Genomic DNA, 16,157 nt, shown 5'->3' with positions numbered 1-16,157 from the left:
CCCTTGCGCGGCTGCCAGGGGTTTGAAACGGCTTCCTCAGAAAGCCTTGAACGTCAGCGTCGTCAGCGAACGCACGATACCGGGAATGTTGGCGATGTTGTCATTGATGAACTTGCCGATGTCCTGGCCTTCCTCGACGTAGACCTTGAGCAGAAGATCGTAGTCGCCGCTCGTCGAGTAGAGCTCTGAAGCGCGCTCTGTCTGGTAGATGGCATCGGCAACCTCGTAGGTTTTGCCGGGTGCGCATTGGAGCTGAACGAAAATGGGCTTCATGGGAATTTCCTGCATCATATTTTGGTTTGCGGCATAATGGTCGAAAGCACCATGCCGGCGCAAGCTGTTCGTCAGATGGCGGCTTCCCGAACGATCCAATCGCGAAATGCTTCCAGCGGCGCGTAGTCGGCCCGCTCCGGTGGATAGACGAGATAGTAGTGCTCGCTGCTTTCCATTTCTCGGTCGACGGCTGCAACCAGATCGCCGCGTTTCAGTTCATCTTGAATGAGGAACGTCGGAAGCAGCGCAACACCGAGACCGGCCATCGCTGCTTGCGCCGCAGTCGCAAACTGATCGAAAAGCATGCCGTGCACGGTTTGAAAGCTCACGCCGCTGTCTGCGAACCAGCGCTCCCATGCATCCGGGCGCGTCGTCAGGTGCAGTAGCGGAGCTTGAAGCAGGTCCTCGGCAACTTTGATCGCGTGTCGGCTGCGGAATTCGGGGCTGCAGGCCGGCACAGTTTTCTCCGACATCAGAAATGTCAGCTCCGCCCCCGGCCAATGCGCGTGGCCGAAATGAATGGCCGCATCGATCGAATCGAGCCGGAAGTCGAAGGGCGAAAGCCGGGTGACAAGATTGATCGTCACTCCCGGATTGGCCGCCAGGAAGCCTCCCAGCCGGGGTGCCAGCCAACGCGTCCCGAAGGTAGGAAGAATCGCCAGATTGAGCGTACCGCCGTGCGGATTGGCGCGCAGGTTCAGCGATGCGCTCGAAATGCGCCGAAGCGCTTCGCGTATCTCGCGGGCGTAGCCGTCGCCGGCGAGCGTCAATCGTACCGTCTGGCGTTCGCGCACGAACAGCTCGACGCCGAGCTGCTCTTCCAGCGCCTTTATCTGACGGCTGACGGCGCTCTGGGTGAGGTCGAGTTCACGCGCGGCGGCCGTCACGCTGCCTGTGCGCGAGACCGACTCAAAGGCCACAAGCAAGGATGTCGATGGAAGAAAGCGTCGTGAAAGCAGCACCAATCATTCCATTTCAGAATAAGCTATTTCCTAAATGTCGATATTTAGGGCTTATCCAGCTTTGTAAAGTCATTCATCTGACAGAATCGGAATGAACTGAAATTACGATCGAACTGCCCGGTACGGCCTCCTGGGCTGCGATCGGCAACCTGATCAGCGGTTTAACAAGCAATCGCACGGCGCTAGAATGCTGCCTGCTTAACCAATGGATTTTGATCGATGCTGAACGATCCCCGCTCCCATGGTCTCTGGGAAAAAACCGCTCCTCAGCCGCCCGTTACCTCCTCACTCGCGGGCAGTTTGAGTGCCGATGTCGTGGTTGTGGGGGGCGGCTATACGGGTCTTTCCTCCAGTCTCCATCTGGCGGACGCGGGTTCGAAGGTCGTGTTGCTGGAAGCCAAGGAGATCGGCTTCGGTGGTGCAGGCCGAAACGTCGGCCTCATCAACGCCGGCATGTGGGTCATGCCGGACGATCTTCCGGGCGTTCTCGGCCCGGTCTACGGCGGACGTCTGCTCGACTTGTTGGGCAACGCGCCACGGCTTGTAATGGAATTGATCGACAAGCACGGCATCGCCTGCGAGCTTGAACGAAACGGCACGCTTCACGTCGCCGTCGGCGAAAGTGGCCTGAAGGAAATCGAGGATCGTGCGCGGCAATGGGCGGCACGCGGCGCGCCGGTGACAGTGCTCGACGCGGCGGAGACGGCCAAGCGCGTCGGCAGCAGCGCCTATACGGGGTCGTTGCTGGATATGCGCGCCGGTACGCTGCAGCCGCTCGCCTACGCGCGCGGCCTTGCGCATGCGGCGGTCAAGGCTGGCGTTTCAATCCACACGTCGAGCGCCGTCATCGGGACTGAGCGGAAAGGCAATCGCTGGATCGTCAGGACGGCAAAGGGAGAGGTTACGGCCGACTGGATCATTGTGGCGACGGACGCCTATAGCACCGGCCCTTGGGAAGCGGTGCGCAACGAGCAGGTCCATCTGCCCTATTTCAATCTTGCAACCCGGCCGCTCAGCGACAATTTGCGCCGCTCCATCCTCGCTGGGCGCGAAGGCGTATGGGATACGAAGGAAATCCTCTCCTCCTATCGCATGGACCAGGCCGGGCGTTTGGTCTTCGGCAGTGTCGGTGCGCTACGCAATACCGGGCTTCAGATCCACACGGCCTGGGCCAAACGCTCCTTGAAGAAGCTCTTTCCGCAGCTTGGCGATGTCGAGTTCGAATGCGAGTGGTACGGCAAGATCGGAATGACCGACAATGCATTGCCGCGCTTCCACAGGTTCGCGCCGAATGTTGTAGGCTTCTCCGGCTATAATGGTCGCGGGATCGCGCCCGGTACGGTGTTTGGCCGCACGCTTGCGCAGCTCATCCTGGGGCAGACAACGGAAGCGGATCTGCCGCTGCCCCTGACAGCGCCGTCCGAACCGAGCTTCCGCGCCGTGAAGGAAATGTGGTACGAAGCCGGCGCCCAAGTGGCCCATTTCGCAGACGCCCGATTTTGAGAACCGAGGTTGAACCCATGACCATCTCCGCACTTGATCTCGCCACCGAGACGAAAAACCTGCTTACGGAACTGGGCGTCGGCGCCGACCGCTATACCGGCGGCACCCTTCGCGTTACCTCGCCGGTAACCGGCAAGGAGATCGGTGCGCTGAAGGAGCATTCTGCCTCGCAAGCAAAGGACGCCATCGAGGCGGCACACAAGGCATTCCTCGAGTGGCGGGCCGTCCCGGCTCCGAAGCGCGGCGAACTCGTCCGCCTGCTCGGCGAAGAACTCCGCGCGGCAAAAGCCGCACTCGGTCGCTTGGTCTCGATCGAGGTTGGCAAGATCACCTCCGAGGGTCTCGGCGAAGTCCAGGAAATGATCGACATCTGCGACTTTGCCGTCGGCTTGTCGCGTCAGCTCTACGGTCTGACCATTGCCACCGAACGCTCAGAGCACCGGATGATGGAAAGCTGGCACCCCTTGGGCGTGGTCGGCATCATCTCGGCCTTCAATTTCCCGGTGGCCGTCTGGTCCTGGAATGCTGCCCTGGCGCTGGTTTGCGGTAACTCAACAGTCTGGAAGCCGTCTGAGAAGACGCCGCTGACGGCGCTTGCCGTTCAGGCCCTGTTTGAAAAGGCTCTGAAGCGCTTTGTCGCCGAAGGCGGAGTGGCTCCGTCGAACCTGTCGACGTTGCTCATTGGTGGACGCGATGTCGGGGAAGTCCTTGTCGACCATCCCAAGGTGCCGCTCGTCTCCGCCACCGGCTCGACGGCCATGGGCCGCGTTGTCGGCCCCCGCTTGTCACAGCGCTTTGCCCGATCGATCCTCGAGCTCGGCGGCAACAATGCCGCGATCATCTGCCCGACGGCCGATCTGGACCTGACGCTGCGGGGCGTTGCCTTTTCCGCCATGGGGACCGCCGGTCAGCGTTGCACGACGCTGCGCCGCCTGTTCGTTCACGAGAGCGTCTATGACAAGCTCGTTCCGCGCCTACAGAAGGCCTATGGCTCGGTCTCGATTGGTAACCCGCTGGAAACGGGAACGCTTGTTGGGCCTCTGATCGACAAGCAGGCCTTTATGAACATGCAGTCGGCTCTTGAGCAGGCGAGAGCTGGCGGCGGTAAGGTCACGGGTGGCGAGCGCGTCGAAAACGGCGCGGCAGACGCCTTCTATGTTCGTCCGGCGCTCGTTGAAATGCCCGATCAAACCGGCCCTGTGGAGCATGAGACTTTTGCGCCGATTCTCTACGTGATGAAGTACACGGATTTCGACCAGGTGCTGGACCTGCACAACGCGGTGCCGCAGGGGCTGTCCTCTTCGATCTTCACGAACGACATGCGCGAGGCCGAGACCTTCGTTTCTGCTCGCGGTTCGGATTGCGGCATCGCCAACGTCAACCTCGGTCCGTCCGGGGCCGAAATCGGTGGTGCCTTCGGCGGCGAAAAGGAAACTGGCGGCGGCCGCGAATCCGGTTCGGATGCCTGGAGAGCCTACATGCGTAGGGCGACGAACACCGTCAATTACGGCAAGACCTTGCCGCTTGCGCAGGGCGTAAAGTTCGACGTCGAATGACCGTTGCTGCATTGCAGCTGTAAGGGTGATGGCATAACACGTCATCACCCTTTCTTTTTCGCAGGTCGCTATGCATCTGACCCTATCTGCGGCGGAAACGCTGGTTGTCGACGCTCTGGTGCGCAATCGTGTAGACGAGGCCAATGCACACTCGGTTGCAAGGGCTCTCGTTGCCGCCGAAGCCGCCGGGCAGGGTGGTCATGGTCTGCGCCGGGTCGAGGCCTACGCAAAGCAGGCGAAGGCAGGCAAGGTCGATGGATTTGCCAAGCCGCGGCTCGAACGGCCGTTTCCCGCCGTCGTGCGGATCGACGCCTGCCATGGCTACGCCTATCCGGCCTTCGATCTTGCCGTCACTGCGCTTCCGGAGATTGTCCTGCAGCAGGGGATCGCCTTGGCTGCGGTTCACCGTTCGCACCATGCCGGCGTCCTTGCCTTAACCGTAGAGCGGTTTGCGGAAATGGGCCTTGTCGCTCTGATGGTCGCGAACGCCACGGCGTCCATGGCCGCTTGGGGTGGACGGAAACCCGTCTTTGGAACGAATCCCATCGCGTTCGCCGCGCCGATTCCGGGTGCCGACCCTCTTGTCATTGATCTCGCTTTGTCACGCGTCGCCCGCGGCAAGGTGATGGCTGCGCGGCAAAAAGGCGTCGCCATTCCTGCGGATTGGGCCTTTGACCGCAATGGCGAGCCGACGACGGATGCGGTTGCGGCGCTCGAGGGCGCAATGGCGCCCTCTGGAGAAGCCAAGGGCGCTGCATTGGCGATGATGGTGGAGTTCCTCGCCGGTGCATTGACCGGGGCCAATTTTTCCTTCGAGTCCTCCTCGCTCTTTGACGACAAGGGCTCGGCGCCCGGCCTTGGTCAGATGCTTATGGTCATCAACCCCGCGGCCAGCGGTGGGAAAGGCGTCGCCGATCGAGTGGCTATGCTGGTCGGCGAGATTTCCTCCGATCCCGGTGTACGGCTTCCAGGACGTCGCGGCCAAACGGCCCGACGGCAGGCACTGGAACATGGCATTGACGTGGAGGATGAAGTCATCGCCGCAATCCGCACGCTCTAGAATGATTCTAAAGTTGACGAATGTTTTCAAGTATTTGTGATGCCAACGGCATCACTAAAACTTGAAATGCGAAATCAACAAAAATATACGGGCTCCATCACCCTGGGGATCTCGGGTGAAACACCATGGAGGGCTTCATGAAAACTTCCCTTAACCGCGTTTCCGGCGCGCTGGCGCTTGCCGCTTCGCTCGTTGCCGCAACGTCGTTGGCCACCGGCGCCGCCGTGGCGCAAGAATCCGAAGGCATTGTCGTCTACAACGCTCAGCATGAGAGCCTTGGCCGCGAGTGGATTGATGCCTTCACCAAGGCAACCGGCATCAAGGTGACGATGCGCCAGGGCAGCGACATGCAGCTCGCCAATCAGATCGTCCAGGAAGGCGACGCGTCGCCAGCCGACGTTTTCCTGACTGAGAACTCCCCGGCTATGACGCTCGTTGACGCCGCTGGCCTCTTTGCGCCGGTCGACAAGGAAACGCTGGACCAGGTTCCCGAGCAATATCGTCCGTCCGACGGCATGTGGACCGGCATTGCTGCCCGTTCGACGGTTTTTGCTTACGACAAGACGAAGCTGACCGAAGACAAGCTCCCGAAGTCGCTGCTCGACCTCGCCGATCCGGCGTGGAAGGGTCGCTGGGGTGCTTCGCCGGCCGGCGCTGACTTCCAGGCGATCGTCAGCGCCTTGCTCGAGCTCAAGGGCGAGGAAGCAACTGCGGCTTGGCTTAAGGCGCTCAAGGAAAACTCCACACCATACAAGGGCAACAGCGTCGCGATGAAGGCGGTGAATGCGGGTGAAGTCGAGGGGGCGGTGATCTATCACTACTACTGGTTCGGCGATCAGGGGAAGACCGGTGAAAACAGCAAGAACGTAGGTCTGCACTACTTCAAGAACCAGGATCCGGGTGCTTTCGTCAGCGTCTCGGGTGGCGGCGTTTTGAAGTCGAGCCAGCATGCCAAGGATGCTCAGGCGTTCCTGAAGTTCGTGACCGGCAAGCCCGGTCAGGACATCCTGAAGAATGGCACCTCCTACGAATATGCTGTCGGCAAGGATGCAGCATCGAACGACAAGCTGGTCCCGCTGGCTGACCTCGATGCGCCGAAGGTCGATGCGGCCAACTTGAACAGCAAGAAGGTGACGGAACTGATGACCGCCGCCGGTATCATCTAAGTCCTTCTGACACATGTCCGGCTGGTCAAAACTGTTGCTTTTGGCTCAAGAAAAACGTAGGGCATGACGAAATCGGCAACCGTCTTCCGTGGGCGGTTGCCTTCCTTTTTCAGCGTGTGAAGGCGGCGGCCTTGCTGCAGGACAACAGATTGCTTGTTCCCGGCCATGAAGGGCCGATGGCACGGCCCGTGACAGGAATAGATCGGCTGCGGGCGCGTCTGCCTCACGCTTCCGTCATTCTCTTTGCCTCCGTCGTGGCGTTGTTTAGCCTGGTTCCGCTTGGTTTTATCGGCTGGATCACCTTTGATGTCGGCTGGCAGACCGTCAGGGAGCTCGTTTTCCGCGCGCGTGTCGGCGAACTGCTCGTCAACACGGTGCTGTTGGAAGCCTTCACCATTCCTCTGTCGATAGCTCTTGCTGTCACGCTGGCCTGGCTGGTCGAACGGACGGACATACCCTTCGCACGGCTTTGGTCGTGGCTGGCTGTCGCGCCCCTCGCGGTGCCGGCCTTCGTCCATAGCTACGCCTGGATCAGTCTCGTACCGGGGATGCGTGGGCTGCAGAGCGGTGTCTTCGTGTCCGTGCTGGCGTATTTTCCGTTTCTCTATTTGCCGGTTGCTGCCGCGCTTCGCCGGCTTGATCCCGCCATTGAGGACGCGGCTTCTTCCCTTGGCCTCGGGCCTTGGCGTCTGTTCTTTCGCACGATCCTGCCGCAGCTGCGCTTCGCCATTTGCGGCGGTTCGCTGCTGATCGGGCTGCACCTGCTGTCGGAGTACGGCCTCTTCGTGATGATCCGATTCGACACCTTCGCGACCGCGATCGTCGACCAGTTCCAATCCGCTTACAATAGCCCGGCCGCCAACATGCTGGGTGGTGTTCTGGTCGCTTGCTGCTTGCTTTTGCTGGGTCTCGAAATCCTGTTGCGCGGCAACGAACGATATGCCCGCGTCGGCTCCGGCTCGGCACGGCCGGCGGATCGCCGTCGGCTCGGCTGGTTCGCAGTGCCGGCGATCGTGCTTCAGGTGGGGCTGGCGGCATTGACCCTCGGGGTTCCCCTCGTGACGCTCGTGCGGTGGCTCTATCTGGGTGGGCTTGAAGTCTGGCGCGTCGACACGGTCGGCAATGCGTTTGTGCAAACCATCATTCTTGCCATCTCCGGCGGCATTCTTGCCACGATTGCCGCGGCACCAATGGCTTGGCTTTCCGTCCGAGCGCCGGGGCGTCTTCAGCGCCTGCTCGAGGCCTGCCATTATTATGTCGGCTCATTGCCTGGCGTGGTCGTCGCGCTTGCGCTGGTGACGATTACGGTCCGGCTCGTTCTGCCTCTCTATCAAACCTTCGCGACCCTTGTTGCTGCCTACATCCTGCTGTTCCTGCCACGTGCCATGGTAGGCCTGCGGGCAAGCATCGCCCAGGCGCCCGTAGAGCTTGAGCGGGCCGCAATGGGCCTTGGGCGGACGCCTGCCCAGGCTGTGCGACAGATCACCATGCGACTGGCCGCGCCGGGCGCGGCGGCCAGCGTCGCCCTCGTTGGTCTCGGCATTACCAATGAGCTCACCGCGACATTGATGCTGGCACCCAATGGGGTGGAAACTCTCGCCACGAAGTTCTGGTCGCTGACCAGCGAGATCGACTACGTCGCGGCCGCGCCTTACGCATTCATGATGGTCGTGCTATCGCTGCCGCTCACCCTCCTTCTCTATGCCCAATCGAAACGGACTGCCGGACAATGACGCTGCTTACGATTGATCGCATCAGCAAGCGCTACGGGCATGTCCAGGCATTGCAGAACATCTCATTCGATGTCGCCGCCGGAAGCCGCACCGCCGTGGTCGGGCCTTCGGGGTCGGGAAAGACGACGCTGCTGCGCATTATTGCCGGCTTCGAGCAGCCTGATAGCGGTCGCGTCACGCTGAATGACGAGCTTCTGGCCGACGGTCCGGCAACGGTGCCCGCGCACAAGCGAGGCATCGGTATCGTGTCGCAGGATGGCGCGCTGTTTCCGCATCTGAGTGTCGCCGACAACATCGGTTTTGGCTTCGAGCGCGGCGCCCCCGATCGCGAGCGACGCATTGTCGATCTACTCGATATGGTTGAGCTTGACCGCAACATGCTCACCCGCCGGCCGCACCAGCTTTCCGGCGGTCAGCAGCAGCGCGTGGCCCTGGCCCGCGCGCTTGGCCGCAAGCCGCGCCTGATGCTGCTCGATGAACCGTTTTCGGCACTCGATACCGGTCTGCGTGAGAATATGCGTAAGGCCGTGGCGCGCGTCCTACAGTCAGCAGGCATCACGACGATCCTCGTCACCCATGACCAGGCGGAAGCGCTCTCCTTTGCCGATCAGGTCGCCGTCCTGCGGGAAGGCCGGTTGATCCAGGCCGGGTCACCGCAATCGGTTTACCTGCAGCCGATTGATCGCGAGACAGCCCTGTTTCTCGGAGACGCGGTTATGCTTCCGGCCATTATTCGCAATGGCTTTGCCGATTGTGCGCTCGGCCGCGTCGCCGTCGATGGCGGCCATAAAGGTAAGGTCGAGATCATGCTGCGGCCTGAACAGATCCGCGTCGTTCCCGATGAAAGCGCGCAGACCTACCGCGGGCGGGTCGTCGAGGTGGAGTTCGGCGGGGCGACCTGCACCGTCGCCGTGTCGCTGGAAGGCGTTGCCCTGCCCCCTATCATGATCAAGACCTCAAGCGTGGCGCTTCCGGAGCGCGGAGATCATGTGCGTCTCGACATCGCCGGCAAGGCGCATGTTCTCGGAAGCCGCTGATCAGGCGATCTTGAGTTCGGAACTCTCGTCTTCCGATAACCAGCCGCCGCTATATCCCGCTAGCTCAAGACCGCGCCGGATAACCGATGAACGCCGCATAAGGCTCCAAATGAAATCGGACCGATCGTTTTCGATTGTCATCACCAGCAGTCCCTGGTCGATGCCGACGCAGCGGTCGTCGACCCAGCCCTCAGGTCGCTTGGTCTTGACTGTCGGGTTGAATCCGCCGGGGAAACGATCCTCGTAGAGCAGGTTCGGATAGGTGGATATCAGGGCGCGAAGACCGTCGAGCGAGGCTCGGCGGTCATATGGGAGCGATGCAAGCGCTGCCCAGGGAGCAATCGTGCCATCATCCGGCCCGAGCGGTGCGCCACGCGCAGCATAGCCGAGCACGCGCGGATGCCGACCGCCACGCATGTTGCGGGTGGGAGGCGGGCCATCCGAGGCGGACAGGCCCCATATGTCCTTGTTGTAGCCGACGAAGTGGCCGGGATTACGCTCGGCATAGTCTCGCTGCACGGCGATCGATAACTGGGTGTTGCGGAAATAATCCCAGTTGCGCTCGGCCATTGCCTTGTCCTGGATCCCACGGAAATCGATCCACGCATGCGAGAAGAAGTGAATGAAGAGTGGGCCGGCATAGACGTAAGGCTGGTCGCCGAACAGCATCCACGAATAGCTCGCGGTAAAGGCATCGTAGCTCGACGGTGGGATCGGATGCGTCGGGGAGGCAAGCGCCAGCGTATAAAGCAGGATCGCTTCGTCGTAGCCCTGCCAGCGCCAACGCAGGAAGCCGCTGCCTGGCTTCCAGCCCATGGAGACGGTCTGGCCCTTGTTTAGCGCCCAGTGCCAGTCGATCCTCTCGTAAACCAAACTCGCGAGCCTGCGAATCTCCGTTTCGGCTTCGGTGTTGCGGTCGAAATAGGCGGCGGCGGTCAACATGCCTGCCACCAGAAGCGTAGTGTCGATCGTCGACAGCTCGCTGTTCCAGGCGCGGTGGCCCGTATCCATATGCAGGAAGTGATAGAAGAAGCCGCGATAGCCGATCGCGTGTCGCTCACGGCCTTGGTGACCGTTGGCAAAGAAACAAAGTGTCTTCAGTGTGTAGTCGATCGCGTCGGACCGCTGCATCCAGCCACGCTCGACGGCGACTGGATAGGACGATAGGGAAAAACCGACCGCGGCGATGCTGCAGGGGACCCCCGTGATGGACGTGTCCGCGACGAGCCCGTTGGCGGGATTGTAGTGCTTCGGGAAATAATTGAATGCGCCTTGCTGAAGCCTGTCGATTAGCGCGGCATCCGTTTCCTCGGTCCGTTGTAACATGCGTGCCAAGCCCAACCTGTTGTTCGCCCCTGTTTGAAAATGGCGAAGGAGAATGCGCAAATCAATCATTTTTGAAGGCGTGCGACAGCACGCCCCTCGCTGCCCGGTCCTACTACCGATGCGGTGACGTTTTGGCAGCTCGCCAGCGTGTGGTGGCAGCGAGCCATTCCCGTGTCCGCGTTTCGGGATCAGCGCTGCGCGTGATATCGGTCACGACAGCGGCGCTATCCGCTCCGTGCGCGAAGACCCGTTCAATTCGATCGACGTTCAAGCCGCCGATGGCGACGAGCGGCAGGTCGCCCACCTGCGCCTTCCATGTGCGGAGGCGTTCTGGTCCCTGCGGCAACCATTTCATCTGCTTGAGAATGGTCGGATAGATCGGACCAAGCGCAATATAGTCCGGCTTTGCCGCCATTGCAGTCTCGAGCTCCGCATCGTCGTGCGTAGAGAGGCCGAGTTTCAAGCCAGCGGCGCGAATGGTATCGAGGTCGGCCGCTTCCAGATCCTCCTGACCGAGGTGGACGAAATCGCATCTTTCCTCGATCGCCAGCTGCCAATAGTCGTTGACGATCAGCTGGCAGTCATACGCTGCGCAAATTGCCTTTGCGGTTCGAATTTCGGCGCGTAACTCGGTCGTTTCCTTCTCCTTGATCCTGAGTTGCACAAGCTTGACGCCGAGCGGCACCAGACGCGCGATCCATTCGGCGCTATCAACGATGAGATAGAAGGGATCGAGCCTCATGCGAATACGGCCTTTCCGATGATGGGTGTCGAGGGAACCGCGACATCGCGCGGTTCGAGCATGCCGGCGCCGAAAGCTTCATGACCCGATTCGATCGCCTTGGCGAATGCACTGGCCATGGCAACCGGGTCGCCGGCGCCGGCAACGGCGGTGTTCAGGAGGACGGCATCGAAGCCGAGTTCCATGACAAATGTCGCGTGTGACGGCCGACCGATGCCGGCGTCAACGATAAGCGGAATGTCCGGGAAATGCGCGCGCATAGAACGGAGCGCCGTTGGGTTCAGCGGTCCCGCGGCGCTGCCGATCGGGGCGCACCAGGGCATCAATACCCCGCAACCCGCTTCGAGCAGCTTCTCCGCCACCACGAGGTCGTCGGTCGTGTAGGGAAAGACCTCAAAACCGTCGGCTGAAAGGATGCTTGCCGCCTCTACCAGACCGAACACGTCAGGCTGGAGCGTGTCGTGATTGCCGATCACCTCCAGCTTGATCCAGTTGGTGCCGAACAGCTCACGTGCCATCTTGGCCGTCAAAACGGCCTCGGAGACCCCATGGCAACCGGCCGTGTTCGGCAGAACCCGAACGCCAAGCGAGCGGATCATTTCGAAGAACGCACCACCACTTCGTCCGCCTGCGGTTTCACGGCGCAGCGAGACCGTGACGATCTCCGTTCCCGATCGTTTAACGGCCTCCGCGAGGATCGCCGGTGAGGGGTATCGTGCTGTTCCTAGAAGCAGGCGGGAAGAGACTTCGGCGTCATAAAGCTTCAGCATGATCAGCCTCCCTGCATTGGTGACAGGATTTCGATCCTGTCGTTGTCGTTGAGTGCATGGTCGGCGCGATCCTCGCGGTGGACGATTTCGCCGTTGACGGCGGTCGCCAGCCAGTCGCCTTCGTATTCCATCACCGTCAGCAGTTCGGACAGCGTTGGTGCAATCAGGTCGTGATGCTCACCGTTGACGATCAGTTTCATCGGTCACTTCCTCCTGGTTCGGTTCGGGAGAAGACAAGGTCGACCGCTTCCTTCGCCATCGCGGGCGCCAGCAAGAAGCCGTGGCGGTAGAGCCCGTTCAGCACGACGGCATCGGCTTCGCGGGACACGCGCGGAAAATTATCGGCGAATGCCGGCCGGATTCCGACACCCGCTTCGACGACAGCCGCGTCCGCAAAGGCGGGATGCACGGCATAGGCGGCGTTCAGCAGCTCCATCATTGAACGCGCCGAAATCGGGCCACCGTGTTCCGTCTCGATCATGGTGGCGCCAACCATAAACAAGCCATCTCCACGCGGAACGATATAGACGGGGAAGCGGGGATGCAGTAGGCGCACCGGTCTGGCGAGGGCAACGTCCTGAGTGTCCAGATAAAGCATCTCGCCGCGAACGCCACGAAGTCCGCTCATCTGCCCTATGCGCGCTGCGCCCGTGCAATCGACGATGTCGTCGTAGCCGGTGGTTTCATTCATCTGGTCGATGAATTTGACGCGTCGAGCGATCAGCTTTTCTCGCAGCAGACCCAGCGCCCGCCTTGGATTGAGATGGCCCTCCAGCGGGAAGAAAAGCGCGCGTCGGAAGCGGCCTGCCAAAGCCGGTTCCAATGCAGAGATTTGTTCGTCGTTCAGCCATTCATGGCCGCTGGTGCGGCCGGCGAAGCGATCAAGTTCGCCTTGGTCACGCGCTGGAGCAACGACCAGCGTTCCGTTTCGCTGGACCTCGCCAGGCAGCATTGTGTCCCAACGGTCGATGGCATCCCCGCCGCGCAGCAAGACGGCTTCATCGGCGCTTTCACACTCACACCAGGGCGCAAGCATACCACCAGCAAACCATGAGGCCGCTTGGTGAGAACCTGGATCCATAACGGTGATGTCGGCGCCACGAAGGCTGAGTTCGTGCGCGACCGCAAGGCCGGCAACGCCGGCCCCTTTGACGAGGACATGCATCTCAGTCACGCGACTGTTCGATGGGGTCGATCGGCATATAGAGATCGCCGCCCTCGCGGTATTTCGCCGCCATGGCGTCGAGCCCTTCCTTCTGCGCCTCGGCGCGGATGTCGTGTGATATCCGCATCGAGCAGAATTTCGGGCCGCACATGGAGCAGAAGTGCGCGACCTTGTGGGCTTCCTTCGGCAGCGTCTCGTCGTGAAAGCTGCGGGCCGTCTCCGGATCGAGCGACAGGTTGAATTGGTCCTCCCATCGGAACTCGAAACGAGCGCGCGACAGGGCGTCATCGCGCAATTGAGCGGCCGGATGCCCCTTGGCGAGATCGGCGGCATGGGCGGCGATCTTGTAGGTGATGACGCCGGTCTTCACGTCGTTGCGGTCGGGCAGGCCAAGATGCTCCTTCGGCGTGACGTAGCAGAGCATTGCCGTGCCGAACCAGCCGATCATCGCGGCACCGATGCCCGAGGTGATGTGGTCGTAGCCGGGGGCGATATCTGTCGTCAGTGGTCCCAGCGTGTAGAAGGGCGCCTCGCCGCAGACGGCGAGCTGCTTGTCCATGTTTTCCTTGATCTTGTGCATCGGGACATGGCCCGGGCCCTCGATCATGACTTGGCAGTCCTTGGCCCAGGCGATCTTCGTCAGTTCGCCGAGGGTCTCCAGTTCGGCGAATTGCGCGGCGTCGTTGGCGTCGGCAATCGAACCCGGACGCAGCCCGTCACCGAGCGAGAATGAGACGTCGTAGGCTCGGCAGATGTCGCAGATCTCTTCGAAATGCTCGTAGAGGAAACTCTCACGATGGTGATGAAGACACCACTTGGCCATGATCGAGCCGCCGCGCGAGACGATGCCGGTAACGCGGTTGACGGTCAGCGGGATGTAGTGAAGCCGGACACCGGCATGGATGGTGAAATAGTCGACACCCTGCTCCGCCTGCTCGATGAGCGTATCGCGATAGACCTCCCAGGTCAGGTTTTCGGCAATGCCCTCGACCTTCTCCAGCGCCTGATAGAGTGGGACAGTGCCGATCGGCAGCGGCGAGTTGCGGATGATCCATTCGCGAATGTTGTGGATGTTGCGGCCGGTGGAGAGGTCCATCACGGTGTCGGCGCCCCACCGGGCTGCCCAGACCATTTTCTCGACCTCTTCGGCCATCGAAGACGTAACCGCGGAGTTTCCGATATTGGCGTTGATCTTCACCAGGAAGTTCCGGCCGATGATCATCGGTTCGGCTTCGGGATGGTTGATGTTGGCGGGAATGATCGCGCGACCGGCGGCCACCTCCAGACGGACGAATTCGGGGGTGACGTGATCGGGAATGTGAGCGCCGAAGCTTTCACCGTCGCGCTTGACAGCCTCAGCCTTCGCCTTGCGGCCGAGATTTTCGCGGATGGCGATGAACTCCATCTCCGGTGTTACGATTCCGGCGCGCGCATAGGCGAGTTGGGTGACGGCTTTGCCGTCCTTCGCGCGGAGCGGCTGACGCTTGGCGGGAAATTCTGGCGTCAACCGTTCGCCGCTGGCAAAGCCGTTATCCTCCGGGCGTACCCGGCGGCCGTGGTAGGCTTCGACGTCGCCGCGAGTGAGAACCCAATTGCGGCGCAATTCCGGAAGCCCTTGCTCGATGCGGATGTCCGCATTTTCGACGGTATAGATGCCCGACGAATCATAAACCGTGACCGGCGGCTCGCCTGACGTCGGATGGACGCTGATCTCGCGCATGGGAACGCGGATATGGGGGTGGATCTCGCCCGGGATGTAGATCTTGCGGGAGGCCGGTAGCGGGCCCGTTGTAACGGTCGGGGGGATGTTCTTTGCGGCAATATTCATGGTTTGAGGCTCCAAGTTTTAGGTTTGGAGACCCAGTCATCAGCCGGAATGATGAAAAGACGCCGGCACGGATTCCACGCGAGAACCCAATGCCTTCGAGCGCTTGCACCGTCCCTACGCCAGTATGAACTGGATCAGGTTCAACGGGTCACTGCGCGCGATAGCAGTATCTCAGCCCCTTGCCGGGACCCCCCTGGTGAATGCGAAAAGGTTAGAGCCAGAGCGGCAAAGCTGTCAAGCCAACTGCCGCAACTACATGGAAAGGTCCAGAGCGCGGCCTTCGAAGAGGCGGCTCTGCGAGCCCTCAAGATGGGCCTTCATCAAGGCTCGTGCGTCTTCCGCGCGGCCTTCGACGATCGCGAGGTAAATCTTGTTGTGTTCCTCGTAGACCTGCTCCAGGCCTTGACGCGGACCAAGAAGCGATAGGCCGTGAAGGTGCATGCCGACAGCGATGTGTGCCTTCAGGGCGTCGATCGAGGCTGTGTAGTAGTGATTGTTGGCGGCTTCGGTGACCGCACGATGGAACGTGAAATCGGCGTCGGTGCGATGAAGCTGGTGGCTGGTTGCCTCGCGCAGATCGGCAAGCGCAGCGGCAATCTTTTGGATCGCCGCCTCGTCGCGGCGCTTGGCAGCAAAGTAGGCGGCAGCAGGCTCGATCGTCAGGCGAAACTCATAGCAGCGCTGGATATCCGCGATCGTCTTGACCGGCGAATAGGAAAGTTGCGTGGTCGGCGAACCGTGGGCGCTGACAAAGGTTCCGGCTCCCTGACGGGCATAGACGATTCCCTGATCGCGCAGCCGTGCCAAGGCGTCGCGCACGATCGGGCGGGAGACGCCGAGCATCGATGCAAGTTCGTGCTCGCCGGGAAGACGCGAGTCCGGAGGATAGTTTCCTGAGCGAATGCGCTCCTGCAACTGATCAAAGACCCGATCGACCAGCTTCACGGCCTTGCCACGCTCCGGCTTGGCTGCCGGGGTCGTCTGGGCTTTCGCCGATACACCGCTTGCTTCGTCCACCTTCATTCTCCCCGCCGGC

Annotated in this window: 15 protein-coding genes and 1 riboswitch; of the genes, 6 read left to right on the top strand and 9 right to left on the bottom strand. The window is 61.3% G+C overall.

From position 1 onward, the window contains the following. Positions 1–36: 36 nt before the first annotated feature. Together FHX16_RS07770 and FHX16_RS07765 are read right to left on the bottom strand one after the other, a co-directional pair. Positions 37–273 carry an Lrp/AsnC ligand binding domain-containing protein gene (locus FHX16_RS07770; RefSeq protein WP_024315373.1) on the bottom strand — a complete coding sequence of 79 codons (237 nt, stop codon included), beginning with the start codon at positions 271–273 and terminating at the stop codon, positions 37–39. 71 nt (positions 274–344) lie between these two features. Further along, positions 345–1,235: a LysR family transcriptional regulator gene (locus FHX16_RS07765; protein WP_183863783.1), complete on the bottom strand. Its 891-nt coding sequence runs from the start codon at positions 1,233–1,235 to the stop codon at positions 345–347. Between the two features lie 219 nt (positions 1,236–1,454). On the opposite strand from FHX16_RS07765, the gene FHX16_RS07760 reads away from it, so the two are divergent. The 6 genes from FHX16_RS07760 (at position 1,455) to FHX16_RS07735 (ending at position 9,290) form a co-directional block, all read left to right on the top strand. Then, the gene (locus FHX16_RS07760) at positions 1,455–2,738 is read left to right on the top strand and encodes an FAD-binding oxidoreductase (protein WP_183863782.1); all 1,284 of its coding nucleotides are present in this window, start codon (positions 1,455–1,457) and stop codon (positions 2,736–2,738) included. Positions 2,739–2,755: 17 nt separating this feature from the next. Then, entirely contained in the window at positions 2,756–4,294 is a 1,539-nt protein-coding gene (locus FHX16_RS07755; RefSeq protein WP_259126911.1) for an aldehyde dehydrogenase family protein, read from the top strand. 70 nt (positions 4,295–4,364) lie between these two features. Continuing rightward, complete coding sequence (locus FHX16_RS07750; RefSeq protein WP_183863780.1) at positions 4,365–5,354, top strand: Ldh family oxidoreductase; 990 nt, start codon at positions 4,365–4,367, stop codon at positions 5,352–5,354. 137 nt (positions 5,355–5,491) lie between these two features. Continuing rightward, positions 5,492–6,520 (top strand): iron ABC transporter substrate-binding protein, encoded by a 1,029-nt coding sequence (locus tag FHX16_RS07745; protein ID WP_016556703.1) that lies wholly within the window; start codon positions 5,492–5,494, stop codon positions 6,518–6,520. Positions 6,521–6,696: 176 nt separating this feature from the next. Continuing rightward, on the top strand, positions 6,697–8,253 hold the full coding sequence (locus tag FHX16_RS07740; protein ID WP_210280862.1) for an iron ABC transporter permease: 1,557 nt from the start codon (positions 6,697–6,699) through the stop codon (positions 8,251–8,253). After that, the gene (locus FHX16_RS07735) at positions 8,250–9,290 is read left to right on the top strand and encodes an ABC transporter ATP-binding protein (RefSeq protein WP_183863778.1); all 1,041 of its coding nucleotides are present in this window, start codon (positions 8,250–8,252) and stop codon (positions 9,288–9,290) included. Before FHX16_RS07740 ends, FHX16_RS07735 begins: the two co-directional genes overlap by 4 nt. Here FHX16_RS07735 and FHX16_RS07730 read toward each other — a convergent pair whose 3' ends face one another. The 7 genes from FHX16_RS07730 to FHX16_RS07700 all read right to left on the bottom strand — a co-directional run bounded on the left by FHX16_RS07730 (position 9,291) and on the right by FHX16_RS07700 (position 16,144). Continuing rightward, on the bottom strand, positions 9,291–10,616 hold the full coding sequence (locus FHX16_RS07730) for a glucoamylase family protein (RefSeq protein WP_183863777.1): 1,326 nt from the start codon (positions 10,614–10,616) through the stop codon (positions 9,291–9,293). It abuts the gene before it with no gap. Positions 10,617–10,728: 112 nt separating this feature from the next. Further along, positions 10,729–11,358, bottom strand: coding sequence for a thiamine phosphate synthase (locus tag FHX16_RS07725; protein WP_183863776.1), 630 nt, complete (start codon positions 11,356–11,358; stop codon positions 10,729–10,731). After that, entirely contained in the window at positions 11,355–12,128 is a 774-nt protein-coding gene (locus FHX16_RS07720) for a thiazole synthase (protein ID WP_028758963.1), read from the bottom strand. The genes FHX16_RS07725 and FHX16_RS07720 overlap by 4 nt, the downstream gene beginning before the upstream one ends. Positions 12,129–12,130: 2 nt before the next feature. Then, a complete protein-coding gene (thiS, locus tag FHX16_RS07715; protein ID WP_028758962.1) occupies positions 12,131–12,328 on the bottom strand; it encodes a sulfur carrier protein ThiS in 198 nt (65 codons plus the stop codon). Next, a complete protein-coding gene (gene thiO, locus FHX16_RS07710; RefSeq protein ID WP_183863827.1) occupies positions 12,325–13,293 on the bottom strand; it encodes a glycine oxidase ThiO in 969 nt (322 codons plus the stop codon). The genes thiS and thiO overlap by 4 nt, the downstream gene beginning before the upstream one ends. 1 nt (position 13,294) lies before the next feature. After that, positions 13,295–15,121, bottom strand: a complete 1,827-nt coding sequence (gene thiC, locus FHX16_RS07705; protein WP_183863775.1) for a phosphomethylpyrimidine synthase ThiC — start codon at positions 15,119–15,121, stop codon at positions 13,295–13,297. Between the two features lie 93 nt (positions 15,122–15,214). After that, positions 15,215–15,326: riboswitch (TPP riboswitch) on the bottom strand. 47 nt (positions 15,327–15,373) lie between these two features. Then, positions 15,374–16,144 carry a FadR/GntR family transcriptional regulator gene (locus tag FHX16_RS07700; protein WP_183755105.1) on the bottom strand — a complete coding sequence of 257 codons (771 nt, stop codon included), beginning with the start codon at positions 16,142–16,144 and terminating at the stop codon, positions 15,374–15,376. Positions 16,145–16,157: the final 13 nt, after the last annotated feature.

Origin of the sequence: Rhizobium sp. BK661 (assembly GCF_024808825.1) — a bacterium.
Classification (GTDB): Bacteria; Pseudomonadota; Alphaproteobacteria; order Rhizobiales; family Rhizobiaceae; genus Rhizobium.
The sequence above is the reverse complement of the archived record's forward strand: the minus strand, read 5'-3'. Positions and strand labels throughout refer to the sequence as shown.

Bases quoted from the DNA above. Each gene is read 5' to 3' on its own strand.
- FHX16_RS07770 (WP_024315373.1), bottom strand. From the start codon at position 273: ATGAAGCCCATTTTCGTTCAGCTCCAATGCGCACCCGGCAAAACCTAC.
- FHX16_RS07760 (WP_183863782.1), top strand. From the start codon at position 1,455: ATGCTGAACGATCCCCGCTCCCATGGTCTCTGGGAAAAAACCGCTCCT.
- FHX16_RS07755 (WP_259126911.1), top strand. From the start codon at position 2,756: ATGACCATCTCCGCACTTGATCTCGCCACCGAGACGAAAAACCTGCTT.
- FHX16_RS07750 (WP_183863780.1), top strand. From the start codon at position 4,365: ATGCATCTGACCCTATCTGCGGCGGAAACGCTGGTTGTCGACGCTCTG.
- FHX16_RS07745 (WP_016556703.1), top strand. From the start codon at position 5,492: ATGAAAACTTCCCTTAACCGCGTTTCCGGCGCGCTGGCGCTTGCCGCT.
- FHX16_RS07740 (WP_210280862.1), top strand. From the start codon at position 6,697: ATGGCACGGCCCGTGACAGGAATAGATCGGCTGCGGGCGCGTCTGCCT.
- FHX16_RS07735 (WP_183863778.1), top strand. From the start codon at position 8,250: ATGACGCTGCTTACGATTGATCGCATCAGCAAGCGCTACGGGCATGTC.
- FHX16_RS07730 (WP_183863777.1), bottom strand. From the start codon at position 10,616: ATGTTACAACGGACCGAGGAAACGGATGCCGCGCTAATCGACAGGCTT.
- FHX16_RS07725 (WP_183863776.1), bottom strand. From the start codon at position 11,358: ATGAGGCTCGATCCCTTCTATCTCATCGTTGATAGCGCCGAATGGATC.
- FHX16_RS07720 (WP_028758963.1), bottom strand. From the start codon at position 12,128: ATGCTGAAGCTTTATGACGCCGAAGTCTCTTCCCGCCTGCTTCTAGGA.
- thiS (WP_028758962.1), bottom strand. From the start codon at position 12,328: ATGAAACTGATCGTCAACGGTGAGCATCACGACCTGATTGCACCAACG.
- thiO (WP_183863827.1), bottom strand. From the start codon at position 13,293: ATGCATGTCCTCGTCAAAGGGGCCGGCGTTGCCGGCCTTGCGGTCGCG.
- thiC (WP_183863775.1), bottom strand. From the start codon at position 15,121: ATGAATATTGCCGCAAAGAACATCCCCCCGACCGTTACAACGGGCCCG.
- FHX16_RS07700 (WP_183755105.1), bottom strand. From the start codon at position 16,144: ATGAAGGTGGACGAAGCAAGCGGTGTATCGGCGAAAGCCCAGACGACC.